This window comes from Streptomyces sp. NPDC043878, from assembly GCF_056435735.1.
In genome coordinates this window covers 62,992-88,936 of the sequence record NZ_JBWKDW010000030.1, presented here as the reverse complement: position 1 = coordinate 88,936, position 25,945 = coordinate 62,992, and the positions used below count along the sequence as shown (strand labels likewise).

General features: G+C 74.0%; 24 protein-coding genes. 15 read left to right on the top strand and 9 right to left on the bottom strand.

Annotated elements, in window-relative coordinates:
• The first annotated feature begins 162 nt into the window (after positions 1-162).
• The gene (locus tag AC07AZ_RS32605) at positions 163-918 is read left to right on the top strand and encodes an intradiol ring-cleavage dioxygenase (protein ID WP_478854186.1); all 756 of its coding nucleotides are present in this window, start codon (positions 163-165) and stop codon (positions 916-918) included.
• A gap of 54 nt (positions 919-972) precedes the next feature.
• Here AC07AZ_RS32605 and AC07AZ_RS32600 read toward each other — a convergent pair whose 3' ends face one another.
• Positions 973-1,623: a DUF4360 domain-containing protein gene (locus AC07AZ_RS32600; RefSeq protein ID WP_478854184.1), complete on the bottom strand. Its 651-nt coding sequence runs from the start codon at positions 1,621-1,623 to the stop codon at positions 973-975.
• A 320-nt stretch (positions 1,624-1,943) separates the two neighbouring features.
• Positions 1,944-2,402, bottom strand: coding sequence for an RrF2 family transcriptional regulator (locus tag AC07AZ_RS32595; RefSeq protein WP_478854182.1), 459 nt, complete (start codon positions 2,400-2,402; stop codon positions 1,944-1,946).
• 106 nt (positions 2,403-2,508) lie between these two features.
• Here AC07AZ_RS32595 and AC07AZ_RS32590 point away from each other — a divergent pair, with 106 nt between their 5' ends.
• Entirely contained in the window at positions 2,509-5,502 is a 2,994-nt protein-coding gene (locus tag AC07AZ_RS32590; RefSeq protein WP_478854180.1) for a beta-galactosidase, read from the top strand.
• An 18-nt stretch (positions 5,503-5,520) separates the two neighbouring features.
• Here AC07AZ_RS32590 and arfA read toward each other — a convergent pair whose 3' ends face one another.
• Positions 5,521-7,035 carry an arabinosylfuranosidase ArfA gene (arfA, locus tag AC07AZ_RS32585; protein ID WP_478854178.1) on the bottom strand — a complete coding sequence of 505 codons (1,515 nt, stop codon included), beginning with the start codon at positions 7,033-7,035 and terminating at the stop codon, positions 5,521-5,523.
• A 330-nt stretch (positions 7,036-7,365) separates the two neighbouring features.
• Between arfA and AC07AZ_RS32580 the strand changes: the two genes are divergently transcribed.
• Genes AC07AZ_RS32580 through AC07AZ_RS32570 form a run of 3 tightly spaced genes read left to right on the top strand, consistent with a single transcriptional unit; the run spans position 7,366 to position 10,599 of the window.
• Positions 7,366-7,971, top strand: coding sequence for a toxin-antitoxin system, toxin component family protein (locus AC07AZ_RS32580; protein WP_478854176.1), 606 nt, complete (start codon positions 7,366-7,368; stop codon positions 7,969-7,971).
• Entirely contained in the window at positions 7,968-9,212 is a 1,245-nt protein-coding gene (locus AC07AZ_RS32575; RefSeq protein WP_478854174.1) for an MAB_1171c family putative transporter, read from the top strand. Before AC07AZ_RS32580 ends, AC07AZ_RS32575 begins: the two co-directional genes overlap by 4 nt.
• Entirely contained in the window at positions 9,205-10,599 is a 1,395-nt protein-coding gene (locus tag AC07AZ_RS32570; RefSeq protein WP_478854172.1) for an FAD-dependent monooxygenase, read from the top strand. Before AC07AZ_RS32575 ends, AC07AZ_RS32570 begins: the two co-directional genes overlap by 8 nt.
• A 217-nt stretch (positions 10,600-10,816) precedes the next feature.
• Here AC07AZ_RS32570 and AC07AZ_RS32565 read toward each other — a convergent pair whose 3' ends face one another.
• The gene (locus tag AC07AZ_RS32565) at positions 10,817-11,662 is read right to left on the bottom strand and encodes an SMP-30/gluconolactonase/LRE family protein (protein WP_478854170.1); all 846 of its coding nucleotides are present in this window, start codon (positions 11,660-11,662) and stop codon (positions 10,817-10,819) included.
• Positions 11,659-12,432 carry an IclR family transcriptional regulator gene (locus tag AC07AZ_RS32560; RefSeq protein WP_478854168.1) on the bottom strand — a complete coding sequence of 258 codons (774 nt, stop codon included), beginning with the start codon at positions 12,430-12,432 and terminating at the stop codon, positions 11,659-11,661. The genes AC07AZ_RS32565 and AC07AZ_RS32560 overlap by 4 nt, the downstream gene beginning before the upstream one ends.
• 328 nt (positions 12,433-12,760) lie before the next feature.
• Between AC07AZ_RS32560 and AC07AZ_RS32555 the strand changes: the two genes are divergently transcribed.
• Positions 12,761-13,372 carry a hypothetical protein gene (locus AC07AZ_RS32555; protein WP_478854166.1) on the top strand — a complete coding sequence of 204 codons (612 nt, stop codon included), beginning with the start codon at positions 12,761-12,763 and terminating at the stop codon, positions 13,370-13,372.
• A gap of 51 nt (positions 13,373-13,423) precedes the next feature.
• Here AC07AZ_RS32555 and AC07AZ_RS32550 read toward each other — a convergent pair whose 3' ends face one another.
• Positions 13,424-14,296: an ATP-grasp domain-containing protein gene (locus AC07AZ_RS32550; protein WP_478854164.1), complete on the bottom strand. Its 873-nt coding sequence runs from the start codon at positions 14,294-14,296 to the stop codon at positions 13,424-13,426.
• 160 nt (positions 14,297-14,456) lie between these two features.
• Here AC07AZ_RS32550 and AC07AZ_RS32545 point away from each other — a divergent pair, with 160 nt between their 5' ends.
• From AC07AZ_RS32545 to AC07AZ_RS32525, 5 genes are all read left to right on the top strand, one after another.
• Positions 14,457-15,524: a MerR family transcriptional regulator gene (locus tag AC07AZ_RS32545; protein WP_478854162.1), complete on the top strand. Its 1,068-nt coding sequence runs from the start codon at positions 14,457-14,459 to the stop codon at positions 15,522-15,524.
• A gap of 289 nt (positions 15,525-15,813) precedes the next feature.
• Positions 15,814-16,431, top strand: a complete 618-nt coding sequence (locus AC07AZ_RS32540) for an O-methyltransferase (RefSeq protein ID WP_478854160.1) — start codon at positions 15,814-15,816, stop codon at positions 16,429-16,431.
• Positions 16,432-16,574: 143 nt separating this feature from the next.
• The gene (locus AC07AZ_RS32535; protein ID WP_478854158.1) at positions 16,575-18,059 is read left to right on the top strand and encodes an acyl-CoA synthetase; all 1,485 of its coding nucleotides are present in this window, start codon (positions 16,575-16,577) and stop codon (positions 18,057-18,059) included.
• The gene (locus AC07AZ_RS32530) at positions 18,052-19,599 is read left to right on the top strand and encodes a carboxyl transferase domain-containing protein (protein ID WP_478854156.1); all 1,548 of its coding nucleotides are present in this window, start codon (positions 18,052-18,054) and stop codon (positions 19,597-19,599) included. Before AC07AZ_RS32535 ends, AC07AZ_RS32530 begins: the two co-directional genes overlap by 8 nt.
• A 286-nt stretch (positions 19,600-19,885) precedes the next feature.
• A complete protein-coding gene (locus AC07AZ_RS32525) occupies positions 19,886-20,923 on the top strand; it encodes a rod shape-determining protein (RefSeq protein WP_478854154.1) in 1,038 nt (345 codons plus the stop codon).
• A 187-nt stretch (positions 20,924-21,110) separates the two neighbouring features.
• Here AC07AZ_RS32525 and AC07AZ_RS32520 read toward each other — a convergent pair whose 3' ends face one another.
• Both AC07AZ_RS32520 and AC07AZ_RS32515 read right to left on the bottom strand, forming a co-directional pair.
• Positions 21,111-22,142, bottom strand: coding sequence for an anti-sigma factor RsbA family regulatory protein (locus tag AC07AZ_RS32520; protein ID WP_478854152.1), 1,032 nt, complete (start codon positions 22,140-22,142; stop codon positions 21,111-21,113).
• The gene (locus tag AC07AZ_RS32515) at positions 22,139-22,453 is read right to left on the bottom strand and encodes an STAS domain-containing protein (RefSeq protein ID WP_478854150.1); all 315 of its coding nucleotides are present in this window, start codon (positions 22,451-22,453) and stop codon (positions 22,139-22,141) included. The genes AC07AZ_RS32520 and AC07AZ_RS32515 overlap by 4 nt, the downstream gene beginning before the upstream one ends.
• Positions 22,454-22,658: 205 nt before the next feature.
• Between AC07AZ_RS32515 and AC07AZ_RS32510 the strand changes: the two genes are divergently transcribed.
• The 3 genes from AC07AZ_RS32510 (at position 22,659) to AC07AZ_RS32500 (ending at position 24,127) form a co-directional block, all read left to right on the top strand.
• Entirely contained in the window at positions 22,659-23,240 is a 582-nt protein-coding gene (locus AC07AZ_RS32510) for a hypothetical protein (RefSeq protein WP_478854148.1), read from the top strand.
• Positions 23,241-23,375: 135 nt separating this feature from the next.
• Positions 23,376-23,969 (top strand): hypothetical protein, encoded by a 594-nt coding sequence (locus tag AC07AZ_RS32505; protein WP_478854146.1) that lies wholly within the window; start codon positions 23,376-23,378, stop codon positions 23,967-23,969.
• The gene (locus AC07AZ_RS32500; RefSeq protein ID WP_478854144.1) at positions 23,966-24,127 is read left to right on the top strand and encodes a hypothetical protein; all 162 of its coding nucleotides are present in this window, start codon (positions 23,966-23,968) and stop codon (positions 24,125-24,127) included. The genes AC07AZ_RS32505 and AC07AZ_RS32500 overlap by 4 nt, the downstream gene beginning before the upstream one ends.
• A 242-nt stretch (positions 24,128-24,369) precedes the next feature.
• Here the strand turns inward: AC07AZ_RS32500 and AC07AZ_RS32495 are convergent, their stop codons facing one another.
• Positions 24,370-25,026: a TetR/AcrR family transcriptional regulator gene (locus AC07AZ_RS32495; RefSeq protein WP_478854142.1), complete on the bottom strand. Its 657-nt coding sequence runs from the start codon at positions 25,024-25,026 to the stop codon at positions 24,370-24,372.
• Between the two features lie 325 nt (positions 25,027-25,351).
• Here AC07AZ_RS32495 and AC07AZ_RS32490 point away from each other — a divergent pair, with 325 nt between their 5' ends.
• Positions 25,352-25,885 (top strand): GNAT family N-acetyltransferase, encoded by a 534-nt coding sequence (locus AC07AZ_RS32490; protein WP_478854140.1) that lies wholly within the window; start codon positions 25,352-25,354, stop codon positions 25,883-25,885.
• The last annotated feature ends 60 nt before the right edge of the window (positions 25,886-25,945 follow it).

The following is a 25,945-nucleotide window of genomic DNA, read 5'->3' as shown; positions in this document are numbered from 1 at the left end:
CCGCTCCCGCCGCCAGACCCGGGAACCACCGGCCGGTCGCGGCGGCGGTCGCCGCCCACGCCCGGTCGGCCGCGTGAGACTGGCTTCCGCTCGACTTGACGATCTGTCACTTTGCCCGGCTGACAGCTGACCGACAGCATCCGCCCCTAGGGTGCCGTGTTCATGACAGACACCACAGGATCGACCCCGATCGGGCGCCGCACCGTACTGATCGCCACCGGCGCCACGGCCGCCGCCCTGGCCGTCGGCGCCGCCGCGCCCGAGGCCCCCGCCGCCGACGCGGCACCCGCCGCTGCCGCCGCCGTCTGCACCCTCACGAAGGAGATGACCGAAGGCCCCTACCACCTCGACGGCCAGTACGTCCGCGCCGACGTCACCGAAGGCAAGCCGGGCGCCCCGCTCAAGCTGACCCTCACGGTCGTCGACGACGACACCTGCGTCCCCCTGAGCAACGCGCTCGTGGAGATCTGGCACTGCGACGCGCTCGGCGAGTACTCCGGCTTCGTCGGCAACAACGGCCACAACGAAGCCGACGACGGCACCTTCCTGCGCGGCGGCGTGCTGACGGACTCGGCCGGCGTCGCGAGCATCACCACGGTCTACCCCGGCTGGTACCGCGGCCGCTGCGTGCACATCCACGTCAAGGTGCACACGAACGTCACGCTGACCTCGGACGGTTCGTGGACCGGCGGCCAGGAACTGCACACCGGACAGCTCTTCTTCAACGAGACGGTCACCGCCAGGATCGCCGCGCTGTCGCCGTACTCGACCAACAGGGTCACCCGCACCACGCTCGCCCAGGACGGCATCTACGACGAGGGCGGCGCCGCCTCCGGCCTGCTCACCCTCACCGCCCTCGGCAGCTCGGCCTCGTCGGGCTACGCGGGCACGCTCACCCTGGGCGTGGAGCGGAGCTGAACAAGGTCCCGGGAGGCCGCCCGCCACGCGCGTGGTCTCCCGGGACCCCGGCCGTCAGGACTCGGGGCACTCCTTCCACGCCATGTGGTAGACGGTGCTGATGTCACCGTCGGTCGAGTCCATCGTCATGAAACTGACCTTGCCGGGCGACTGGCTGCCGGCGGTCACCCGGAGCTCGGTGTTGATGTTGAAGTTGCGCTGGACCCCACAGGGGGCCCAGACCAGCTGGGCCCAGTCCGTGGTGTCGGTGGCCTGCCAGTTGTCGTTGTAGGGGCCGTTGAAGGGGTGGGTCTTGGCCGCCGTGTTCGAGGAGCCCTGGAAGTAGTACGAGGCTCTCTGGGTGCCGTTCGCGCCAGACTGGAGCGCGGCGAAGCCGCGGTAGTCGGCACTGGCGATGGCGTAGGTGAAGCCCTGGGGGACGTGGACGATCAGGTTGAGCTGGCAGTTCTTGCGGAACGCCGTGGGGTCGGAGTTGCCGCCGGCCTGGGCGAGGTAGTCGCTGTAGGTCACGGTGAAGGCGGTGTTGTCCTCGGAGACGGCGACCGCCGCGGTGCCTTGCGGACAGCCGGAGCCGTTCACCGTGGCGACCTTGATGACGATCTTGTCCGGAGGCGGGTCCTCGAACCCGCCCGAGGGGTTGTGCGCGGGGAGCGCGGTGGTGAGCAGAGCGGCGATCGCTCCGCTCAGCAGGAGTCCACCGGTCATGGTCTCTCCTAGTGGGTTGGGGGGTGGCTGCGCCCCCGGCCTCTGGAGAACCTGTGAGGATTCTGTGAAGCGGGGGGCGATCGCAGCGTAGGGAGCCGCAGCCGGGACGGGCAGGGCGAACTCCGGCCATTCACAGACGCGGATTTCACAGCCCGCGAACTTGGTTGAAAGCAGCGGGCATTGGCGGGCGAAACTCCGGATCGTTCACAGCCGCACACCGGGCGGCCGTCAGGAGTCGGCCCGCTCGGCATCGCCGGGACGGTGGCGTCCGGCGCCGTCGCGTCTTCACCGACGCGGGCGGCGGCCCGGCGTGAGGATCGTCACGGGTTCTCCCACGCGGCCGGTTCGGCGGCCAGCCGCCGTACCGGTTCGGGCAGGGCGTCCGCCGCGATGTCCGCGACCGTGACACCCTCCAGGATCTTCCGGACGTTGGCCCGCAGGGCGACCCACAGCGGCAGCAGCGGCCGGGCGGAACCGGTGTACTCCAGCCCGGTGGGACGCTCGCCGCGCACCGAGACGATGGGCCCGTCGACGGCCCGGATCACGTCCGCCACGGTGATCGACGCCGCCTCGCGGGCCAGCCGGTAGCCCCCGCCGCCGCCCCGCCTGCTGTCGACGATCCCCCCGCGCCGCAGATCACCGAGAATACCCTCCAGGAACTTGTGCGGGATGTCCTGGGCGAGGGCCACGACCTCGGCTTTCACCGGCTCACCGCCCTGTCGCACGGCGAGCTCCAGCACCGCTCGTACCGCGTAGTCCGCCCGCGCAGAGATCCTCATATGAACATTGTGAGGCGTGCAGGTGTGCACAATGTCCCAACCCGACATCAACCCCACCCGCCCCTCGCGGCGCAGCGAACGGACCGGCACAACAGGAGGCGCTCCCTTGGAGCTCAGCAGACGTACATTCAGCGCCCTCGCCGGCACCACGGTGCTCGGGCTGGCGCTGGGCGGCAGCGGCACCGGGGCCACCAGCGCCTACGCGACGCACACCGTGCCGACCGGCCCGGCGCCGGGCGCGCCCAGCGCCGACGGCCGGGCGCACACGGTGGGCTTCGACCGGTACTCGCTGCTGGTGGACGACAAACGCCTGGTCCTGTGGTCGGGCGAGATGCATCCGTTCCGGCTGCCGAGCCCCTCCCTGTGGCGGGACGTGCTGCAGAAGATGCGCGCCCACGGCTACAACGCGGTCAGTGTCCACGTGGCCTGGAACTACCACTCCCCCGCGCCCGGCGTGTACGACTTCACCGGTGTCCGCGACCTCGACCTGTTCCTGCGCACGGCCGCGGAGACCGGTCTGTACGTGGTGCTGCGGCCGGGCCCGTACATCGGCGCGGAGGTCGACGGCGGCGGCTTCCCGGGCTGGCTGACGGCCACCGCGGGCCGGGCCCGGTCGACGGACCCGGCGTACCTGCGGCACGCGGACGAGTGGCTGACGAAGGTCGACGCCATCGCCGTCCGGCACCTGTTCACCGCGGGCCGGGGCACGGTCCTGCTCTACCAGATCGAGAACGAGTACGACGCCGCCGGCGCGGGGGCGGCCGGACGCGACTACATGGCCCACCTGTACCGCAAGGTGCGGGCCGACGGCATCGACGTACCGCTGTTCCACAACAACGCGAGCCGCGACGGTTCCTGGGCACCCGGTTCCCTGGACACCGGCGGTGAGCAGGGGCGTTGGCTGGACGCCTTCGACGCCCACCCCTCGCCGGCCCAGGTGCCGTCCGACTGGGGGCACTTCGGGACCCGTGGGGCGGGTACCCGTGCGAAGACACCCGGTTTCCTCGCGGAGTTCGGCGACGGAGCCGTCGACGGCTGGGGCGGGGCCGGGTTGCAGGGCAAGGGGTACGCGGAGGCGCGGCGGACCCGGGACGCGGCGTACGAGCGGCGCTCCCACTTCACCGACCTCGCCGGCGGCATCACGCTGCACAACGTGTACATGGCCTTCGGAGGCACCTCGTGGGGCTGGCTGCCCGCGCCGGTCGCCTACACCTCCTACGACTACGGGGCGGCCTTCGACGAGGGCCGCAACCAGACGCCGAAGCTCGCCGCCCTGCACCAGCTCGGGCATCTGCTCCAGCGGGTGCCGGACTTCGCGAAGCTGGACCGGGCGGCGCGGGTCCGGGCCGCGGACCCGCGGCTCGCCGTCCACCACCTGGTCAACCCCGACACGGACGCCCATGTCTACGTCGTGCGCAACGACTCGGCCGAGCCGGTGTCCTCGGCGCTGCCGGAGGCGGGGATCGAGGTGCCGGTCACCGTCCCGGCCCGGGACGCCCGGCTGCTCACCACGCATCTGTCGTTCGGGGAGCGGACGTTCCGGTACGCCACCGTCGAGCCGATGATGTTCCTGCGCGCCGGGCGGCAGGACATCGCCGTGTTCACCGGGCGGCACGGTGAGATGGCGCAGATCGTGCTGGAGTGCCCGGAGGAGCCGACGCCCGCCCGGCTCGACGCGGAGGTCGCCTGGGTGTACGACCGGGGCCTGCTGCGCATCACCGCGCCGCTCGGTGTCGGCGGGCTGAGCCGCATCCTGGTCGACGGCGGCGGCTCCGGCCGGCAGTTGCTGATCCTGCTCGCCGACGACGCCACCGCGGTGCGCCTGTGGCCCTGCGACACCCCGTCGGGCTCGGTGCTGGTGTACGGCCCCTCGCTGGTGCGCGAGGTGGCGCTGGAGGACTCCACGGTCCACCTCACCGGCGACGCCACCGCGCCGACCGGCATCGAGGTCTGGGGGCCGCGCGGGATCGACCGGGTCACCTGGAACAAGCGCGTGCTGGGCACCCGGATCAGCGCCTCCAGCAGCCTGCTGAGCCTGCAACTGCTGCCCGGTGTCGCGCCGGTGAGCCTGCCGCCGCTGGACGGCGGCTGGCGGCGGCGGACGGAGAACCCGGAGTCGGCACCCGGCTTCGACGACTCGGGGTGGAAGGCGGCCGACCGGACGGTGTCGTACAGCACGACTCCCGTGCCGAAGGGGCAGCCCGTCCTGTTCGCGGACGACTACGGCTTCCACTACGGCGACGTCTGGTACCGGGGACGTCTGACCGCCGGCACGGCGGGCCTGGAGTCGGTGTCCCTCGCCTACAGCACGGGCACGCAGGGCCTGCTGATGGCGTGGCTGGACGGGGAGCCGCTGGGCACCCACCGCATGCCGGTTCCGGACCACAGGACGCTGCGGCAGGGCACGTGGACGGCGAAGGCCACCTTCGCCGTACCGGAGCGGGTCCGGGAGAAGCTGAACGGGCGGGCGGCGGACGGACCGGGCGACCCGCACGTCCTGTCCGTGCTCGTGCGCCGGATGCAGCACGACCAGGACGGCGAGGCGCTCGACACCCACAAGGCGGCCCGCGGGCTGACCGCTGTCACCTTCAAGGGGGCCTCACCGAAGGTGAGTTGGCGCCTCCAGGGTGAGGCGGCCACCGACCCCGTGCGCGGACCGCAGAACAACGGCGGGCTGTACGGGGAGCGGGAGGGCTGGCACCTGCCGGGGTACGGCGACAGCGACTGGGAGACCGTCGGGCTCCCGCGGTCCGGGCGCCGGCAGGGCGTGACCTGGTACCGGACGACGTTCCGGCCGGCCGTGGACGCGAGCATCGACGCCTCGGTCGGGCTCACCCTCACCGACGACCCGGACCGCGCCTACCGGGCGCAGATCTTCCTGAACGGCTGGAACATGGGCCAGTACATCAACGACGTGGGGCCCCAGCACACCTTCGTCCTGCCGAACGGGATTCTGCGCACACGGGGCGTCAACACACTGGCGCTGGCGGTCCTGTCCGACGGGACCACCGGGTCGGGCCCCGGGCAGGTACAGCTCACCCTGCTCGGCCACGCGGCCGGCGGAACGCCGGTGACACCGGTGGCCTCACCCGGGCGGTGAGGCCACCGGGGCGTCCTGTCACGCCAGCCGGATCACGTTCCAGGACAGCGGTGCCAAAACGGTGGTGAGGACGCCGTCCGTCAGGCTCGTCCCCTCGACCGGGTGCGGGGTGACCCGCCCCGGCTCGGCGAGGGTGTTGCGGGCCTCCGGGTCGGCGTCGGCCAGCACGCTGTGCTCGACCACGGAGGACAGGCCGAGGGCGGGCAGGGCGACTTCGAGCGGCAGCGCGTCGGTGCGGGAGCGGTTGACGGCGAACACGGTGACCGTGCCGTCCTCGGCGCGGACCGCGGTGGCGTGCAGCAGGTCCGTCTCGCCGTACCTGCGCGTCTCGTACGTCGGTGAGTCGACGCGGACGTCGAGGACTCGGCCGCGGCCGTACCGGGAGGTCTGGGCGAACGGGTAGAACGTCGTCTGCCGCCAGGCCGGGCCGCCCGGTTCGGTCATGATCGGGGCGATGACGTTGACGAGCTGGGCGAGGCAGGCGATCTTCACCCGGTCGGCGTGCCGGAGCAGGGCGATCAGCAGCGAGCCGAGGACGACCGCGTCCAGGACGCTGTAGTTGTCCTCCAGGAGCCGGGGGGCCTCGGGCCAGTCGGCCGGGTCGGCGGCCCTGGCCTGCTCCTCCCAGCGGGACATGTACCAGACGTTCCACTCGTCGAAGGACAGGTTGATCCGCTTCGCCGACTTCAGCCGCGCGCCCACATGGTCGCAGGTGGCCACCACGTTCTCGATGAAGGACTCCATGTCGACGGCGGAGGCGAGGAAGGAGTCCAGGTCGCCGTCGGCCGGCTCGTAGTAGGCGTGCAGGGAGATGTGGTCGACGAGGTCGTAGGTCTCCCGCAGGACCGTCGACTCCCAGGCGGCGAAGGTGGGCATGGCCTGGTTGGAGGAGCCGCAGGCGACCAGTTCGACGCCGGGGTCGAGCTGGCGCATGGCGCGGGCGGTCTCGGCGGCGAGGCGGCCGTACTCCTCGGCGGTCTTGTGGCCGGTCTGCCAGGGGCCGTCCATCTCGTTGCCGAGGCACCAGAGCCTGATGCCGAAGGGCTCCTTGTCGCCGTGCGTGACACGCAGTTCGGACAGGGCCGTGCCGCCGGGGTGGTTGGCGTACTCCTGGAGTTCCAGGGCCTCGGTGACGCCGCGGGTGCCGAGGTTGACCGCCATCATCGGCTCGGCCCGCGGACCGATCTTCTTCAGGAAGCCGATGTACTCCGAGAGGCCGAACCGGTTGGTCTCCGTGGAGCGCCAGGCGAGGTCCAGGCGGCGGGGGCGGTCCTCGGCGGGGCCGACGGAGTCCTCCCACCTGTAGCCGGAGACGAAGTTGCCGCCGGGGTAGCGGACGGTGGTGACGCCGAGCTCGCGGACCAGCTCCAGCACGTCCGTGCGCAGGCCGGCTTCGTCGGCGGTGGGGTGGTCCGGCTCGAAGACGCCGGTGTAGACGCAGCGGCCGAGGTGTTCGACGAAGGAGCCGAAGAGTCGCGGGTCGACCTCGCCGACGGTGAACGCGGGGTCGAGGGTGAAGCGGGCGGTGCGCATCTTTTCCTTTCGGGGGTCGGTTCGTCCGTAAGTCCTGCCTGGCCGGAACTGTTCGAGATTTCGGGTCTCGCCCGTAGGGTCGAACGGACGGTAGGGTGGCGGGGCGCGCACGTCAATGGGGCGGGCGGAAGTCGAGCCGCCCGGAGGTGCCCCGACCGGCCGGTGACAGATGACCGATTACCGTCCCCGCGGTGATCGGTCAGCGGTCGTTCCTCGTTGAACAACGGTCGCCGGATCACATGACGCGAACACATCCGGACGCGTACTCTCGAACGACCCGCCGGGCGGCGACGACCGGCCGGGCAGCGGTGGACGTGAACGGGGGACACGATGGACATCGCGGGCGCGCGGGGGACGGCGGCCCGGATCGCCACTGCGCTGCGGCGCTCACAGGGCGCCCCCGCGATGCGCGGTCTCGCCGCCGACCTCGCCGCCGTGCTGCGGGCCAGACCCCGACCGCCGTCCGACGTACGGGAGTTGTGCCGGGCGCTGTGCGAGGAGATGAGCGCCCGACGCGGCGGACGACCCGTCGAGCTGCGCTTCGAGCGGTTCCCGGACGAGATCGAAGTGACCGGCCTGTGGGTGGAGTTCCAGGACTTCGACCTGATCATCGTCGAGGAACGGGCTGAAGCTGTGCAGCAAGTGGTCATCCTCGGACACGAGTTGTGGCACATGCACGCCGGCCACGGCCACCACCACCGGGCCGGTACGGCGGCCGCACACGCGCTCGCCGACCAGCCGGGCTGGAAGGGCGTCGCGCTCACCGTGGCCGCCCGGGACGGCTCCCGCCAGCGGGACGAGGCCGAGGCCGACGACTTCGGCCACCGCCTGGCCAGCGTCTGCCGGGCCCTGGTGTCCGGTGAAGCCGCGGACCCGCCCGTGGACCCGCTCCAACGGGCCCTCGGCTACCGCGGACGTGGAAGGACGACACGGTGACACCCGCCCCCGGACCCACCGGCCTGGCACTCAGCCCCGCCGGTGTCCTCGACGAGTTCTACATCTCCTTCTGGATCCCGGCCGCGATCCTCACCTCGGCCCTGGTGATCAAGCTGCCCACCATCATCCGGCTGTGGAAGGACCCGCTGCTGCGCGCGGTCGGCGGACTGCTGCTGCTGGCCTGCTTCGTGTTCGTGTTCGCGGCGCCGTCCACGATCGCCTGGACCAACCGGGTCACCGGTGTGCCGAACATCGCGGCCCCCCTGGTGTACTCCCTGCTCACCGCGTTCTGCGGGTCCTGTCTGCTGCTGATCATCGCCTGGCGCAACGGCCTGGCCGACCGCACGGCGGCCACCCGCCGGGCCATGCGCCGGGTCGTCACGCTGTACTCGGGCGTGATCGTCGCGCTGTGGGCGCTGTTCGCCGCCGCGGACGCGCCCGTGGAACGGGTCCGGGACCTGGACACCTACTACGCCTCGACGCCCTTCATGCGCGAGGAGATCCTGCTCTACCTGCTCGCGCACACGGTGGCCGTCCTCATCACCTCCCGGCTGATCTGGAACTGGGTGCGCACCGACGGGCTCGACGCCTGGCTGCGCTGGGGCCTGAAGCTGCTGGGCATCGGCTACGCGATGAACCTGGTCTTCGACGCGGCCAAGCTCACCGCCGTCGTGGCCCGCTGGACCGGCCACGCCCCGGACTGGCTGAGCACCGACCTGGCCCCGCCGGTCGCCTGTCTGTCCGCCATCCTGATCGCGGTGGGCTTCATCCTTCCGCACGCCGGCCAGTACCTGCACGACCGGTGGCGGGTCCGGCTCGCCCACCACGAACTGCGGCCGCTGTACGTGCTGATGCGGACCGCCAACGGCGGCGGCGTGCCCCTCGTCCTGCACGCCACGCCCGAACTGCGCCTGATCCGCCGGGAGACGTTCATCCGCGACGTGCTGCTGCCGCTGGCCCGGCACCTCGACGAGGACCGGCGCCGGCGGTCGTACGCCGCGGCGCTCGCCCTCGGTTTCACGCCGGACCGGGCGAAGGCGCTGGCGGCCGCCGTGGCCGTCCAGGACGCGGTGGAGGCCGGGCGGCGCGTGCCGGACAGCGAGGGCTGCGGCGACCCCGACACGACGGACCTGCTCCAGGAGATCGCGGCCGTGTCCCGAGCCCTCCGCCACCCCGACGAGATCGCGGCGGTCCGCACCCGTGCGGCCGCCCCCGCAGAGAGCGTGCCCGTACATGAGTGACCGCCCCGCCACCGCCGTCGTCCTCGGCGGCTCCCTCGCCGGCATGCTCGCCGCCCGTGCCCTGGCCTCGGTCGCCGAGCGGGTCGTCGTGGTCGAGCGTGACGCGCTGCCGGCCGGCCCGGAGCCGCGCAGGGGGCTGCCGCAGGCGCGGCACGTCCACCAGCTGTGGTCCGGCGGGGCGCGGGCCCTGGAGGACCTGCTGCCGGGTGTCACCGAACGCCTGCGGGAGGCGGGCGCGCACCGGCTGCCCGTCACCACGGACATGGTGGCGCTGTCGCCGAAGGGCTGGTACCGGCGCTGGGACGAGTCGCACTTCATGCTGCTGTGCGGGCGGGACCTGCTGGACGCGACCGTGCGGGCGCAGGTCCTCGCGCACGACCGGGTGGAACTGGCCGACCGGACGGAGGTGCTCGGCGTCGAGGGGACGGACGCCGGTGTCACCGGGGTCCGGATCCGGGCGCACGACGGCACCGAACGCGTCCTCGACGCGGGTCTGGTCGTCGACGCCACCGGGCGTGCCTCGCGGGCCGCGCGCTGGTTGACGGACCTCGGGCTGCCCGAGCCCGGGCGGCGGGAGGTCGACTCGGGTCTGGCCTACGCGAGCCGCCTGTACCGTGCGCCGGAGGCAGCCAGGGACGGCTTCCCGGTGGTCACCGTGATGGCCGATCCGCGGGCGGGCGGGCCGGGGCGCGGTGGTGTGCTGATGCCCGTCGAGGACGGGCAGTGGCTGGTCACCCTGCTCGGCACGCGCGGCGGCGAACCGTCCGCGGACACCGCCGACTTCGACCGGTGGGCGCGCGAGGAGCTGCGGCACCCGATCCTGTCCGAGCTGACCGCCCGGGCGGAGCCGCTGTCCGAGGTGACGTTCACCCGCTCGACCGCCAACCGGCGCTGGCTCTACGAGCGGATGCCGGTGTGGCCGGAGAACTTCGCCGTCGTCGGCGACGCGCTGGCCGCCTTCAACCCGGCCTACGGTCACGGCATGTCGGTGGCGGCCCAGGAGGCGGTGGCCCTGCGGGACGTCGTACGGCGGCACGGCTGGGGTTCGCCGGGGCTGTCCCGGCGGCTGCAGAAGGCGGTCGCCCGGCCGGCCGGGGCGGCGTGGGACCTCGCCGTCGGACAGGACGTGTTCTTCCCCGGCGCGACGGAGGCCGGGCCCACCCGGTGGGAGCGGCTACTGGCGGCCTACGTCGACCGGCTGACCCTGACGGCCACCGGCAACGGACGGGTCGCCCGCAAGGTGACGGACGTGATGTCCCTGGAGCGCGGCCCGGAGGTCCTGCTCGCCCCCCGCATCCTGCTGGCCGCCGCGACCGGCCCCCTCAGACCACCCCTGACGGAACCCCCTCTGACCCCGGCCGAACGCAAGGCGGCGGGCCTGCCGTGACCCGGCGGGGGCCGGCGAGACGACCGGCACCCGCGGGCCGCCGCAGCCATCCGCCCCCCACCGGAGGGGCACCGGTCGGCGAACGACAAGCCCACGCCCCGGCGCCGACGGCGTTCGACACGCGGCGCCGCGGCCGGCCGCCCCCACACCGGCGGGGCACCGGTCGGGGATCGGCGCGCCCGTGCCCCGGGGCCCGGTGTCCGCCTCCCCCGGCCCCTCAGCCCGCGAACGGCCGTTGGGACAGGCCCTTGCCCGCGTTCGGGACGACCAGGAGTGAGCCTGCCATCGGGTGCGGTGCCGTGAGGCCCGCGCGGGCGGTGGTGATGTACAGGTCGGTCAGGTCGGCGCCGCCGAACGCGCACGCGGTGACACGCGGGACCGGCAGTTCGATCACCCGGTCCAGTGCGCCGGCCGGGGTGTAGCGGCGCACCGCACCGCCGTCCCACAACGCCACCCACACGCATCCGTCGGCGTCGACGGTGAGTCCGTCGGGGAAGCCGGCGCCGTCCTCGATCCGCGCGAACGGGCGCCGGCCGACGGGCCGTCCGTCCACGAAGTCGAAGACGTCGACGCGGCGGGTCGGCGAGTCGGCGTAGTACATCAGCCGGCCGTCGGGGCTCCACCCCGTGCCGTTGCTGACGGTCACGTCGTCGAGGACCACCTCGACCGTGCCGTCACCGGTGACCCGGGAGAGGGTGCCGCCGCCCGGCGCCTCGTCGTAGCGCATGGTGCCGGTCCACAGCGAACCGTCGGGCGCGACGGCGGCGTCGTTGGCACGGCGGCCGGGGACGGGCTCGCGGTGCAGCCACCGGAAGCCCTCGCCGTCGGCGTCGAGCAGGCCCACCCCGTCGCGGAGGTTGAGGACGAGTCCGCCGCCCGCGCGCGGCTTGGCAGCGCCCACGTGCTGGCCGGTCACCCGGACCGTGCGCCGGCCGGACGCCGGGTCGTAGGTGTGCACCCGGGAGGCGAGGATGTCGATCCAGACGAGCCGCCCGGCGTCCGCGTCCCAGGTCGGGCCCTCGCCGAGGGCCGCCTCGGCCCGTACCGCCACTTCGATGGTCATCCCACGCTCCGGTGGCCGAGGCGCTCGGATAGTTCGACCGCGCCCTTCGCGGCGAGCTGTTCCAGCTCGCCGCGGCGCTCGTCGCTCCAGCGGATCATGGGCACGGAGATGGACAGCGCGGCGACGACCCGGCCGGTGCGGTCGTGCACGGGGGCGGCGACGCAGGAGACGTCCGGGTTGGACTCGCGGCTCTCCACCGCGATGCCCCGCTGCCTGATCTCCGTCAGGGCCTCGCGCAGCGCGCCGGGTTCCGTGATGCTGTTCGGGGTCATCGCGATGAGCGCGCTGTCGTCGGGGATGCGCGCGGCCAGTTCGGGAGCCGGGAGGGAGGCGAGCAGCATCTTGCCGACGGAGGTGCAGTGGGCGGGCAGCCGCCGGCCGGCCGCTGACACCATGCGCACCGCGTGGGTGGAGTCGACCTTGGCGATGTAGATGACGTCGGTGCCCTCGAGTATCGCCACGTGTACGGTCTCGTCGCAGGTCTCGGCGACCGAGCGGGCGACCTGCTGGCCCTCGGCGGCGAGGTCGAGCTGCTCGGCGTAGCGGCTGCCGAGCTGGTACGGGCGTACTCCGAGCCGGTAACGTCCGGGCTGGCCGGGCACCTGGACGATGTACGACCGGGCGGCGAGTGTGGTGACCAGCTCGTGCACGGTGGTGCGCGGGAGCTGCAGCCGCCGCACGATGTCGGGGGCGGAGAGCGTCCCGTCCCCGTCGAGAAAGAGCTCGAGAATGTCGAGAGCCCGGGTCACGGCAGGTACCAAGCGTCCCACGACCGGCCCCCTCCCTTGGGATTAAGCGCCTGTGTTCGAAATTTCAACAGACGATCGGCATGACGAACACAGGCTAGTCATCGCGGTATGTCCGGGCAATGGGCGCGCGTGCACCACCTGTGACTACGGGTGATTCGTCAACCGCTTTGTACCGTTTCGCCTGGCCTCAACCCCAGGTGCCGCCCAGTCGCCCGCGCAGCCGCTGCGCCCTGAACACGTGTTCCCGCTCGAACCGGCGGTCGGGTTCGTCGATCAGCTCCTGGGGCGCGGGCGCAGGCCCGGAGACATAGGAGGGCGCGGGCCCGGGGACGGAGGTCGATGCGCGACGATGGCTCGCATGCCGTCCTCCGCGAAACGCTCCTCGGGACCCTCCGGGCCCTTCACCGTCCCCGACTTCCAGCTCGTCCTGCTGCGCCGCATGGCCGACCACAACCCGGACCTGGTGGAGGACGCCCGCCGGAGCCTCGGCGCCTCGCTCGCGGACATGCGGGAGGCGAACAAGCGGTGGCAGGCGATGCTGCGCTCCCCGCGTGCGCGGGCGGCCGCCTCGCGGTACCGCTCGGTCCTCGGCGCGCCCGAGTCGGTGACCGCCCGCACGGTCGGCGACCTGGACTGCGAGGCGTGGCAGTGGCCGCTCCCCCTCTGGCCGGACCTGAGGTTCGAGGTGCTGCTCGCGCCGAACGGGGCGGTCTGGAACGAGTGGCTGGTCCGTGCGCCCGGCTCGCCCGCCCCCGACCTGCGCACCCTGGACGACCTGACCCCGTGGTCCTGCGTGGTCGACGAGGCCGCCCGCGCCTTCGCCCCCGCCCGCCCCCTGGAGGGCACGGCCCCGACCCGCTGGGGACTGGCGTTCACGGCACCGGACGGGGAGGGCGTCCGGCGGAAGGTGGCCGCCGAGTTCACCTGGGGGCTGCTCCAGCGGACGGCGGTCGGCGAGTAGCGAGCGCCGGGTGCCGAGCGGCGGCCGGTGAGCGGCGGCCGGTGAGCCGGGTCAGCGAGCGGCGGCTGTCAGGATCGCCCCGGTCACGACCGGCACCGACTCGGGGTGCAGGAACAGGAAGAGGTTCGGCTCGACCAGTTCCAGCTCCATCACCCGGGGCGCGCCGTCCTCGCCGTCCACCAGGTCGACGCGGGCGTACAGCAGCTCCGGCGCGTCCGGTACGGCGGCCAGGGCGTCCCGCGCCACGGCCAGTTCGGCCGGGGTCGGCGTCCAGCGCTCCAGGCCGGGGTGGGCGACCTTGTCCGCGTCGAAGGCGGTGCCCGGGGACAGCACGGCCCGCTTGCGGCTGGCGTGCAGCAGCTCGCCGCCGAAGAACTGCAGGGCCCGCTCCCCGCCGGTGTCGATGCTCCTCATGTACGGCTGGATCATCGCCGTCAGCCCCTCCGCGTGCATCCGCGCGAGGTGTCGTACGGCCGTGTCGTGCTGGTCGGGCGTGTAGCGGGCGGCGTAGCGGGCGCCCGCGCCGGAGGTCGGCTTGATGACGTACTCGTGGTCTACGGGGAGGTCGGCCGTCTCGCCGGGAGCGAGGAAGCTGGTCGCGACGACGGGGATCCCGGCCGCCGCGAGGTCACCGACGTACCGCTTGTCGGTGTTCCAGCGCACCACCCCGGGCGGGTTCGCGAGCCGTGTCAGCTTGCCGCAGCGTTCCGTCCACGCCGTGAACTCGGCCGCGCGCCAGCTGTAGTCCCAGGTCGAGCGGATGACGGCGAGGTCGTAGGCGGCCCAGTCCGCGCCGGCGTCGTCCCAGCACACCGCGTCCGCCTCGGCGCCGGCCTCCCGCAGGGCCCGCACCAGCACGGGCAGGTCCGCGTCCCGGCTGGGTTCCGGACGCGGGTCGTAGGTGACGAGGGCGACGCGGGGCACGGCGGCTCCATTCTCGGTCGGTCGTACGGTCGGCTGCCCCGGCAGGCTAACCGCCACCCCCGCAACCACGACAACCCGTTTGACCTTCCCCTTCGGTGAAGCCCGAGCATCGGTGGCGAGGAACGAAGGCCGGGGAAACGCGGGAGGGGACGGAGCACCCATGGAGTGGCTGACGATCGGCGCCTTCGCGAGAGCGTCCCGCCTGTCGCCCAAGGCGCTGCGGCTGTACGACGAGTTGGAGCTGCTGCGTCCGGCACGGGTCGACCCCGACAACGGATACCGGTACTACGCGGTCGAGCAGTTGGAGCGGGCCCGTCTGGTGGCGTGGCTGCGGCGCATCGGCATGCCACTGGCCCGCATCCGTGACGTCTGCGCCCTGCCTCCGGCGGCCGCCGCCCGCGAGGTCCGCGCCTACTGGGCGCGGGTCGAGGCGGAGACGGCCGCCCGGCGGGATCTCGCCGCGTTCCTCGTCCACCAGCTGACGGCAGCACCGAGGAAGGACACCAGCATGCTGGAACTGCGTTACTCCGCCCACTCGGACCCGGGTCTGGTCCGCCCCGCCAACCAGGACACGGCGTACGCGGGAAGGCGACTGCTCGCCGTCGCCGACGGCTTCGGGCCCGACGGCGGGCCCGCGAGCAGCGCCGCCGTGGAGGCCCTCCGCTTCCTCGACGCGCGGGACCTGCCGGCCGGGGACGTCCTCGACGTGCTCCAGGACGCGGTGCACGGCGCGACCGAGGCGGTACGCGTCGCGGCCCGGGGCACCGCCGAGGCGGGCACCACCCTGACCGCCCTGCTGTGGACGGGCTCCGGTCTCGCGCTGGTCCACATCGGCGACTCGCGCGCCTATCTCCTGCGGGACGGCGGCCTGTTCCGCATCACCCACGACCACACCGTGCTCCAGTCGATGATCGACGAGGGCCGGCTGACGGCGGAGGAGGCCGTGACCCACCCCCGCCCCGCCCTCCTCCTGAAGGCCCTGACCGGCGACGGCACCTCCGTGCCGCCGGACCTCCGTCTGCACGACGCCCACCCCGGCGACCGCTACCTCCTGTGCTCGGACGGCCTGTCGAACGTCGTCCCCGACGACCGCATCCGCCACGTCCTGTCCACCACCCGGGCCCCCGCCGAAACGGTCCACGCCCTGACCACCGCCGCCACGGAGGCCGGCGCCCCGGACAACGTGAGCTGTGTGGTGGCGGACGTGGTGGAGAGGGGGGCGGCCTGACGACACCTCTGCCACGGGCGGCGGGCGAGGGGGAGCGAACCCCGTCCGGTCGGGCGCGGGCGACCCGGCAAGTCCGGAACCGGCCCGTCCGGCAGGGCGCGGGCGACCCGGCAAGTCCGGAACCAGCCCGTCCGGCAGGGCGCGGGCGACCCGGCAAGTCCGGAACCGACCCGCGACGGGACGCGGGCGACCCGGCAAGTCCGGAACCGGCCCGTCCGACGGGACGCGGGCGATTCGGCGACTCCGGAACCGGCCCGTCCGGCAGGGCGCGGGCGGCAGGATCGGTCGCGTGGCGATCTCCGGAACCGACGCGTACGACGGCGTGACCGACCTGCCCCCGCTCGTCGAGCGGGCGCTCGCCGCCGCCCGCGCCCACTGCTTCCCCCACTCCTGCCGTCCCGAACAGGGCCGCCTGCTGCACGCCCTGGCCGGTGGCGCCCGGCGACACGTCGGGGAGACGGGTACGGGCTTCGGCGTCGGGCTGGCCTGGCTCGCCTCGGGCGCCGGCGCGGGCGTACGGCTGGTCGGCGTCGAGCGGGACGCGGAGCGGGCCCGCGTCGCGGCCGGCGTGTTCGCGGACCGGCCCGACGTCGAGGTGCTCACCGGCGACTGGGAACGGATCGGGGAGCGCGGGCCGTACGACCTGCTCGTACTGGACGGCGGTGGGCAGGGCAAGACCGACGGTGACCGCGCGGCCCCCGTCGAGCGGTTGCTCGCCCCGGGCGGCACGGTCGTCGTCGACGACTTCACACCGGCGACGACCTGGCCCCCGCTGTACGAGGGCCGCCCCGACCGGGCGCGCCGGTTCTGGTTGGAGCACCCGGCGCTCCGGGCCACGGAGCTGCGGCTCGCTCCCGACCTGAGCACGCTGGTCGGCACCCGGTACGCGGTGCCGGGCGGCTGTTGAGGGGGTGCCGCGGCCGTGCTGCCGGGACGGTGGACGGGGGGACGTGACGAGCGTCAAGTCGGCGGGGCGTTGGATGACGCTTCCGCTGGTGTAGGAACTGGGTGTTGTTCCAGGCCCGACCCCGACATCGAGGAGTGCGCCGCGTGACCTCCCTCTTTCCGGCCCTGACGGGCGATCCGGGTGACGTGGTCGCCCTGCGGTTCGGCGACCGGTCGCTGACCTACGCGCGGCTCGCGGCGGCGGCCGGTGCCGTCGGCGGACGGATCGGGGGTGTCACGGGTGTCCCCCCGCTCGGGCGCGGTCGAGACGGGGGGAGCGTCGCCGTCTGGGCGACCCCCTCGCTGGAGACGGCCGTCGGGGTCGTCGGCGCGCTGCTCGCCGGGGTGGCCGTCGTGCCGCTGAACCCGAGGTCGGGCGAGAAGGAACTCGGGCACATCCTGTCCGACAGCGCCCCGACGGCGGTCCTGGCCGCACCCGGCGACGAACTCCCCGCCGCCCTGCGGCACTTCGAACGGATCGACGTGGACGTGCGGGCCACCGGTCCCGTCCCCGACGACCGGGCGGCCGACGACACCGACCCCGCCCTGGTCGTCTACACCTCCGGCACCACCGGCCCGCCCAAGGGCGCCGTCCTGCCCCGGCGGGCCGTCGCCACCACCCTGGACGCGCTCGCCGACGCCTGGCAGTGGACCGGCGACGACGTGCTCGTGCACGCGCTGCCGCTGTTCCATGTGCACGGACTGGTGCTGGGCGTCCTCGGCCCGCTGCGGCGCGGCGGTTCGGTGCGTCACCTGGGCCGGTTCGACACCGAGGGCGTGGCGCGCGAGCTCGGCGCGGGCGCGACCATGCTGTTCGGGGTGCCGACGATGTACCACCGGATCGCCCAGGCCCTGCCCGCCGAACCGGAGTTGGCGAGGGCGCTGGCCGGCGCGCGCCTGCTCGTCTCCGGCTCGGCCGCCCTGCCCGTGCACGACCACGAACGCATCACGGCGGCCACCGGACGGCGGGTGATCGAGCGGTACGGCATGACGGAGACGCTCATGAACACCAGTGTCCGCGCGGACGGCGAGCCCCGCGCCGGCACCGTCGGCGTGCCGCTGCCCGGCGTGGAGCTGCGGCTGGTGGAGGAGGACGGGGCGCCCATCACGTCGTACGACGGCGAGACGGTGGGCGAGATCCAGGTGCGCGGGCCCCACCTGTTCAGCGGCTACCTCAACCGGCCCGAGGCGACCGCGGCCGCGTTCACCACCGACGGCTGGTTCCGCACCGGGGACATGGCGGTGCGCGATCCCGACGGCTACGTCCGGATCGTCGGCCGCAAGGCCACCGACCTGATCAAGAGCGGCGGTTACAAGATCGGCGCCGGTGAGATCGAGAACGCGCTGCTGGAACATCCCGGGGTGCGGGAGGCCGCCGTCACCGGCGAGCCGGACGCCGACCTCGGCGAGCGGGTCGTCGCCTGGATCGTCCCCGAGAACCCCGGGGAAGCGCCTGCGGCAGGGGAGTTGGCCGACCATGTGGCGGCCCGTCTCGCCCCGCACAAACGCCCCCGGGTGGTCCACTTCCTCGACGCCCTCCCCCGCAACGACATGGGCAAGATCATGAAGCGGGCGCTGAGCCATGACTGACCGCCGCTCCGCCCGCGAGACGATCGCCCTGGTCGCCGACGCCTCGACCTTCACCGAACTGCCCTACCCCGCGCGGGAGTCCGCGCCCGACGGACCGCTGTCCTGGCCGGGTTACGACGCCTCACGCGCCCGAGCCGCCGACCGCACCGGCGAGACGGAGTCCGTCGTCTGCGGCACCGCGAGCGTCGAGGGCACCCGGGCCGTCCTGATCGCCTTCGAGTTCGGCTTCCTCGGCGGCTCCCTCGGCCAACGCACCGGCGACCGGCTGGAGGCGGCGTACACCCACTCCCGCGAACACCGGCTGCCCGTCGTCCCGTTGGTCGCCACCGGCGGCAGCCGGATGCAGGAGGGCATGCTCGCCCTCACCCAACTCCAGCGGGTGGCACGGCAGTCGGCGCTCACCCGGGAGGCCGGCCTGCCGCAGATCGCGGTGCTGCGGGACCCGACGACGGGCGGCGGCTGGGCCACCCTCGGCGCGGGGGCCGACATCGTCCTCGCCCTGCCCGGGGTCCAGGTCGGCTTCGCCGGCTCCCGGGTCCGCCCACCGGACGCGGACCCGGCCGCGTACACGGCCGAGGCGCAGGTGGCGGCGGGCGCGGCCGACGCGGTCGTCCCCCCGGAGCACCTCCGCCCCACCCTGGGCCGCTGGCTGCGACTCCTGACGTCCTTGTCCCAGACCCCGGCCCCCGCCCCCGCGGCCCTTGCGCCGCAGGCCACGGCGGCGGGGAACGCCGGGTCGGCGGCTCCCGGCACCGGGCCGGTTGGCACGCCCGACGGCACCGGCCCGGGTGGCACGCCCGACGGCACCGGGGAGCCGGACGGCACCCCGGAGACGGGTACCGCCGAAGCCGATGCCGAAGCCCGTGCCGCTGCCGAAGCGGGTGCCGGTGCCGGTGCCGACAGGCTCCCCCGCACCGGGTGGGAGGCCGTGCTGCGCGCCCGTTCGGCCGGGCGGCCACGGGCCGAGCGGTACCTGGACGCCTACTTCACACACCGGGCCGCGATCGGCGGCGACCGGTGCGGCGGCACCGACGCGGGGATGCTCTGCGGCTTCGGCGAGCACGAGGGGCGGACGGTCGCGTTCGCCGCGCAGACCGGGACCGCCACCCGCCCCGCCGGGTACCGCACCGCCGCCCGGCTGATCCGTCTCGCGGACCGGCTCGGCATTCCGGTGCTGACCCTGGTGGACACCCCGGGCGCCGCCAACGACGCGGAGGCGGAACGGCAGGGCGCGGGTGCCGCGATCGCGGACCTGTTCGGCGCGGTGGCGGCCGCGCGCACGCCGGTCACCACGCTGGTGATCGGCGAGGGCGGCTCGGGCGGCGCGCTGGCCCTGGCGGCGCCGGGCAACACCTGGGCAACGCCGGACAGTTACTTCTCCGTCATCGCCCCCGAGTCGGCCGCCGCGATCCTCAAGCGCCCACCGCAGGAGGTGGAGGCGACCGCCGACCACCTGCGCGTCCGCCCGCAGGACCTGGTGGAGCTGGGCGTGATCCGGGGCGTCAGGGGCGGAGAGGCCGACGGCGGGGACACCGGGTGAGAGACCGGGCGGACCAGGCGGGGCGCAAGGCTTTCCCGCTTCCCGCCTCCCGCGTGCCCGCCGCCCACGCGCTCGCCTTCCACACCCGGCCTCCCACCTGCCCGCCTTCCGTGAACCGGCGGTCCCTTGTCCGAAACCCAGAAAGCACATGCTTGACGGAAGCCCCCGTTCAGCGGCCCCCCGCCCGGCCCCTCCCAGCGCGCGCCCCTCTCCCCGTCGCCGCACGATTCCCAAGAGGCCCGCCGCTCGGCGGCCCCCACGGTCTGCGCACTCGGGAGGACCTGCCATGACCGCCAGTCTGGAGCAGCTGCGCCGCTGCCATTTCGCCGTAGACCTGGGAGCGGCGAGGACGCGGGTGTACGTCAAGGGCGCCGGACTCGTCGTCGACCAGCCGTCGGCCGCCGCCGTGAACACCCGTACCGGCGCGCTGATCGCGGTGGGCGAGTTCGCGGAGAAGATGACGGGGCGTACCCCCCACTACATCCGCGTGGTCCGGCCCGTCTCCGGCGGCACGGTCGTCGACATCGAGATGGCGCAGCGCATGCTGCGGCACCTGCTCGGCGACAAGATCCGCCGCTCCCTGCGCCGCAAGCCCCGGCTGCGGGCCGCCGCCTGCACCCCGCACGACGCCGACCCGCTGGCCCAGCGCGCCGCGATCGAGACGCTCGTGGGCCTCGGCGCCCGTCGGGTCGAACTCGTGGACACGCTGATCGCCGCCGCCGTCGGGTGCGGACTGCCCGTCGAGCGCCCCGAAGCGACCATGATCATGGTGTGCGGGGCCGCCGCGACCCAGGTGGCGGTGCTGTCCCTCGGTTCCATCGTGACCGCCGAACGCATCCCCGTCGGCGGCGAGGCCGTGGACCACGCGATCGTGCAGCATCTGCGCCACGAACACGAACTGATGCTGCCCAGCCAGTCCGTACGGCCGCTCCAGCTCGCCCTCGCCGGCAACGGCCTCACCCCGCTGGGTCCCGCCTCCACGGAGATCCACGGGCGGGATGTGGCCACCGGCCTGGCCCGTTCCGTGCGGGTCGACACCGCCGCCGTCCGCGACGCGATCGAGACCCCGCTGACCGCCGTGCTCGACGGCATCGGCAGGGTGCTGCGGGACTGCCCGCCCGACCTGGTGGCCGACCTCGCCGACCGCGGGATCATGATGGTCGGCGGCAGCGCCCTGCTCCCCGGCCTGGACCAGATGCTGCGGCACGCCACCGGCATGCCGGTGCACATCGCCGAACGGCCCGACGTGTGCGCCGTACAGGGGCTGGGCGCCATGCTGGAGGGCCGGATCGGACCCCTCGTACTGGCCCCGCTGGCCACCTGACCCACCGGCCTCCCGGCTCTCCCGCACACCGTCGCGGCCCGCCGCCGTCGCTCTGCCGTGCCGTGCCGTCACAGGGCGAACGTGCACCGCGCGATGGTGCCGTCGGAGCCGAACCAGCAGCGCACGCTGGTGCCGTCACCGGCCCGACCGGCACCGCAGACCCAACGGCCACCCCACGATGGCGCCGTCAGAGGCCGAACCAGCAGCGCACGGTGAGGCCGTCCGCGTCCGAGTGCACCCGCACCAGGTCGGAGACGAGGTTGACCAGGAGCAGTCCGCGCCCGCCGCGCTGCTCGCGGGCCGGTGGCCGGCGCCCGGCGAGCGGATCGGTGAGCCGCCCCTTGTCGCGCACCTCGCACAGCACGTACCCGTCCTCGGACCACAGTCGTACCGTGCCCGAACCGCCGCCGTGCACCACGCTGTTGGTGGTCAGCTCGGCGATGACGAGCGTCAGGTCCTGGAGCCGGGTACCCGCGAGCCCGAGCCGGCCGCCCTCGTCGGCGGCGAGGTGGCGGGCCTGCGTGAGCGAGTCCGCGTCGTACGACACGGACAGGCCGTCCGGCACGGGCGGCAGCGGCTCGTTGTAGCGGGCGATGACGTCCGCGGGGTCGTAGGCGGCGCTGTCCTGTCGTTCCCCGGAACCGGAGAGGACCAGGGTGGGGTGGGTCGCGCGGGCGTCGGCGAGCACGCGGGCGTCGAGGCGGCGGGTGTCGTAGGGACACAGGATGCTCATCGCCCGGCCCCGGAAGGCCGCGTTGATCAGCGCCTCGTGCTGGGCGCAGGCCGGGTACTCGGTCTCCGAACGGCCGGCCCAGATGGGCTCGCCGATGATCCGCACCCGGCGGCCGGCCGGCTGGGCGTCGGCGAAGGCGAGCAGCACGCCGGGGATGATCCGGCCGGGGTTGCGCCCGGCCTCCCGCATGTCGAGGAACCGCACGCCGTCGCCGGCGTCGCCCAGTTCGTCCTGGATGAGCCGGAGGTTCTCCCCGGGAACGGCCACCGCGACGGGCTCACCGGCGGCGAGTCCGGCCCGCACGAAGGAGGCGGTGGCGGTGACGTACTCGTGCTCGTCCCCGTAGAACAGGGCGGGATGGTAGAAGGGGTCGGCGGTGTCGTCCGAGTCGGCGGAGCCGCCGGGGAGGGCGGAGCCGTCCGGACCGCCGGCACCGCTCGGGGCACCGGACTCGAAGGCGTCGAAGGGGCGGGCCGTGGCACTCATGACATCGACACCTCGATCGCCGGCAGTTCGGGCCAGAAGATCTCCAGGACCCTTCGCAGGGTGGCCGGTGGCCGGTTCAGCACGATACGCCGACCGTCCGGGAGCCGCTGGGCGGCGGCCGCGAGCGCACCGGCGCCTGCGACATCGACGAAAGTCACGGCAGACAACTCCAAGTGGTACACGTCTTCGTCCTCGCGCACGGCGCGCTCCAACGCGCTTTCCCAGATCGGCTGCGTCGCGAGGCCGACCTCTCCGGCCACCCGCAGGCCGCTCCGCCCGGTGAGCGGTGACACGCTCAGCGCCGGGTTCACCCCGACGACTCCGGACAGGACCTGATACCGGTCGCCCACTCCGTCTCCCACTCCCCTGCCCGCGTCCGGCGGGGTTCGCACACGCGATCACGGCTTTTCCTCGTTCCCCGGACCCATGTCTACTACGCAGGAGGGCGGGCAGGCGAACCGTACAGTGGTGCGGATCGTCACGAACGACCAGGGTGGGGACCGACGAGGGGGACAAATGACCCCAAGCGTGTCTCTCGCGGCACGGCTCGACACCTTGGTCATCGACCGGTACGCGGAGGACGAGTACGGCGCGGCGGAGGCCGGCCGGGTCGTGCCGGCGCCCCGGGGGGAGTTCGTGCACGGTTGCGCGGGCACCCTGGCGAGGACGCCGGCGACGCTGCCGCCTGACGTCCGCCGGAGCGATCTGGACATGTCCGGCATGCGCTTCGTGGGCGCGGGCGGCCTCCAGTTCCCGGAGCTTCCCGACGGCCACCGCGACCGGAGCCGTACGGCCGTGTCGGCCACCCGCTGGAACGCCCGGCCGCGCCGGATCCTGGAGCTGACCGGGCCGGACACCACCGGCCCCCTGTCCGAAGCGGCCGACCGGAGTGCCCTTTCCGCCCGGCCGTCCGCCGCTTCGCGGTCCGCCCGGACGGTGCCGCGCTCTCCGACACCAACCCTCACACGGTCGCCCGGGCGGTCACGGCGAGCGCCGAGGGGCGACGGCCCCCGCCACCGGAAACGCGTCCGCGTGGCCCTGCGCACGGCGATCACCCACCGAAGCGGGTGGCGGCGGCAGGCCGGCGGGACGGGGTGAGGTGTGGCGGGGCCGAGAAGGGTGACTCGGTCGGTGCCGACAAGCCGGCGGGCGACGCCGCCGGGCCACCGCCGGGAGTCGACGGCCGCCGGTCGGTACCGACACCGGCCGCCCGTCATCACGAGGGGACCTTCGATGCAGGACCGCACGGAAGACCAGCCGGACGCCCAGGACGGCCACGAGGGCGAGGAAGGCCACGACGGCCGCGAGGGTCGTACCGGACTGCTGGGCATCTACCTCAACGACCACCTCGCCGGTGCCACCGCCGGCGTCGAACGGGTCCGGTACCTGGCCGGCGCCGAGCAGGACGCGGCGCTCGCGGCGGTCGTGGGGCGGCTCGCCGAGGAGATCGCCGAGGACCGGGCGAGTCTCCTGGAGATCATGCGCCGGCTCGGCGTGCCCGTCCGCCGGTACAAGGTGGTCGCCGGCTCCCTGGCCGAGAAGGCGGGTCGGCTGAAGACCAACGGCCGCCTGGTGCGCCGCTCCCCGCTCACCCCGCTGGTGGAGCTGGAGGTCCTGCGCACCGGCGTGAGCGGCAAGGCGGCCTGCTGGGAGACCCTGCGCCACCTGACCGGCCACGACGAACGCCTGGACGCCGGCCGGCTGGACGCCCTGCTCGAACGGGCCCACGACCAGCTGCGCCGGCTGGAGGAACTGCACCGGTACCAGATCACGAAGACGTTCGGGCCGGCCGCCGGTCCGCTCCTCGGGGAGGAGGCAGCACGATGAGCGAGCACACCCCGCCCCAGGCCGAGGGCGAGCCAGACGAGCCGGACACCCTCAACCGCACCGGCCACCCGTCCCCGCCGCACCCCACCCCCTCCCAGGCGGAAGGCGACCGCGACGACACACAGGACGACGGCACGGACGCCGACGGGCAGAGGTAGCGGACGAGGCGGGAGGCCGACGGGTCCCGGTTAGGCGCCGGGGGGTTCCGGGCGGCCGCCGAGCGTGGCCCGGTCAAGGGCGCCAGGCGGGTGCCAGGCACGTCCCGGGCGGGCGTCAAGCAGGTCCCGGGTGGGCGTCGAGTGGTTCCCGGGCCGGCGCGCCGGGCACGTCCCGGCCAAGGGCCGGGCGGCCCCGATCGGGCGCCGGGCAGGTCCCGCCCAGCCTCCAGGCAGAGGCCCCCTCAGGCGTCGGCGGCCGTCTCCGTCTCCGCCGACGCGGCGGCGGAGACGTCCTCGACCACGGCGCCCGCCCGCTTCTCCGGCACACCGGCGGCGATCAGCGTGGCGATCGCGACCCGGGTTCCGTCGTCCTTGAACGCCCCGGTGTTGACCTCCTCCAGGAGGGCGACCGTCATGGCCTCGATGCCGGCGCTCAGTACCGCGGGCGGCAGGTGCCGCTGGAAGACACCGTCGCGCTGGCCTCGTTCCAGGATGGCTGTGGCCTGCTCGCGGGCGGGCGCCAGCACCTCCGCCACGCGTTCGGCGCCGAGATCGCGCCGGGCCAGTGCCAGGAGCATGCGGTAGCGGTCGCCCACCGGCCACAGCGAGAAGAAGAAGTGGGCGAGCGCCCGCTCGGGCGGCTCCGTCGCCCTTCTCGCCCCGGCCGCGACCGTGCCCCGGATGGTCTCCGCGGCCTCCTCGGCGAGCGCCTCCAACAGCGCCGCACGCCCGGGGAAGTGGCCGAACAGCGTCCGTCGTACGACACCGGCGGCCTGCGCCAGCTCCTCCAGCGTGACGTCGGGGTTCCGCCCCAGCTCCCGGCGGGCCGTGGCCAGGATGCGCGCCCGGTTGGACCGCGAATTGCGTCGCATCGGCTCGCGGGCCATGGGCTTGGTCACGGAAACCTCGATGGGTCGGTCGGGTCGGTGGATCGGCGGCGGGGGCACGTCCATCTTGACACGCGGCCCCGACCCCCCGGCCGGGGCCGCCGCCCACCCCCGGGCCTCGCGGCCCCTCACCTCCTCCGCCCCCGTCCGGCCGGCCGACCCGCGAACCGCCCGCCCGAAGCACCCCCGTACCGCCGGCCGACCCGCGAACCGCCCGCCCTAAGCACCCCCGTACCGCCGGCCGACCCGCGATCCGCCCGCCCGGCGCACCCCCCGTCCCGCCGGCCGACCCGCGTCGATTACCGGTGTGGCCCCCGCCTTGGGCAGGATGGGCGCCATGACCGAGATCCACACCCCTCGCCTCCTGCTCCGCCGCTGGGACGACGACGACCTCGTGCCCCTGGCGGAGATCACCGCGGACCCGTACGTCATGCGCTGGGTCGGCGACGGCTCGGTGCTCGACCTGGAGCAGACCGCCGAGGCCGTGGAGCGGTGGGAGGAGGAGTGGGACGAGGAGGGCTTCGGCCTCTTCGCCGTCGAGCTGCTGGGCTCCGGGGAACTGGCCGGCGTCACGGGTCTGTCGGTCCCCGGGTTCCTGCCGGAGGTACTGCCCGCCGTGGCGATCAGCTGGCAGTTCGGCGCACAGTTCTGGGGCCAGGGATACGCGTCCGAAGCCGCCCAGGCCACCTTGGAGTTCGCGCTCCAGGACCGTGGCCTCGATCGCGTCATCAGCATCACCCGGCCGGGCGACGACGCCTCCGAGAACGTCATCCGCAAGCTCGGCATGACGGAGGACCGCGAGACGGCCCACCCGGTGCACGGCTTCCCGCTGCGCGTCCACCACATCGACCTGACCGAGTTCCAGGCCTGAACCGGCGAGGCGCCGGACGGCCGCCCCAGCACCGTACGCCCTCCGCCCGCCTCAGCGAAC

Bases quoted from the DNA above. Each gene is read 5' to 3' on its own strand.
- AC07AZ_RS32510 (WP_478854148.1), top strand. From the start codon at position 22,659: ATGACCCCAAGCGTGTCTCTCGCGGCACGGCTCGACACCTTGGTCATC.
- AC07AZ_RS32565 (WP_478854170.1), bottom strand. From the start codon at position 11,662: ATGACCATCGAAGTGGCGGTACGGGCCGAGGCGGCCCTCGGCGAGGGC.
- AC07AZ_RS32545 (WP_478854162.1), top strand. From the start codon at position 14,457: ATGGAGTGGCTGACGATCGGCGCCTTCGCGAGAGCGTCCCGCCTGTCG.
- AC07AZ_RS32500 (WP_478854144.1), top strand. From the start codon at position 23,966: ATGAGCGAGCACACCCCGCCCCAGGCCGAGGGCGAGCCAGACGAGCCG.
- AC07AZ_RS32530 (WP_478854156.1), top strand. From the start codon at position 18,052: ATGACTGACCGCCGCTCCGCCCGCGAGACGATCGCCCTGGTCGCCGAC.
- AC07AZ_RS32505 (WP_478854146.1), top strand. From the start codon at position 23,376: ATGCAGGACCGCACGGAAGACCAGCCGGACGCCCAGGACGGCCACGAG.
- AC07AZ_RS32520 (WP_478854152.1), bottom strand. From the start codon at position 22,142: ATGAGTGCCACGGCCCGCCCCTTCGACGCCTTCGAGTCCGGTGCCCCG.
- AC07AZ_RS32580 (WP_478854176.1), top strand. From the start codon at position 7,366: ATGGACATCGCGGGCGCGCGGGGGACGGCGGCCCGGATCGCCACTGCG.
- AC07AZ_RS32555 (WP_478854166.1), top strand. From the start codon at position 12,761: ATGGCTCGCATGCCGTCCTCCGCGAAACGCTCCTCGGGACCCTCCGGG.
- AC07AZ_RS32600 (WP_478854184.1), bottom strand. From the start codon at position 1,623: ATGACCGGTGGACTCCTGCTGAGCGGAGCGATCGCCGCTCTGCTCACC.
- AC07AZ_RS32570 (WP_478854172.1), top strand. From the start codon at position 9,205: ATGAGTGACCGCCCCGCCACCGCCGTCGTCCTCGGCGGCTCCCTCGCC.
- arfA (WP_478854178.1), bottom strand. From the start codon at position 7,035: ATGCGCACCGCCCGCTTCACCCTCGACCCCGCGTTCACCGTCGGCGAG.
- AC07AZ_RS32605 (WP_478854186.1), top strand. From the start codon at position 163: ATGACAGACACCACAGGATCGACCCCGATCGGGCGCCGCACCGTACTG.
- AC07AZ_RS32490 (WP_478854140.1), top strand. From the start codon at position 25,352: ATGACCGAGATCCACACCCCTCGCCTCCTGCTCCGCCGCTGGGACGAC.
- AC07AZ_RS32595 (WP_478854182.1), bottom strand. From the start codon at position 2,402: ATGAGGATCTCTGCGCGGGCGGACTACGCGGTACGAGCGGTGCTGGAG.
- AC07AZ_RS32525 (WP_478854154.1), top strand. From the start codon at position 19,886: ATGACCGCCAGTCTGGAGCAGCTGCGCCGCTGCCATTTCGCCGTAGAC.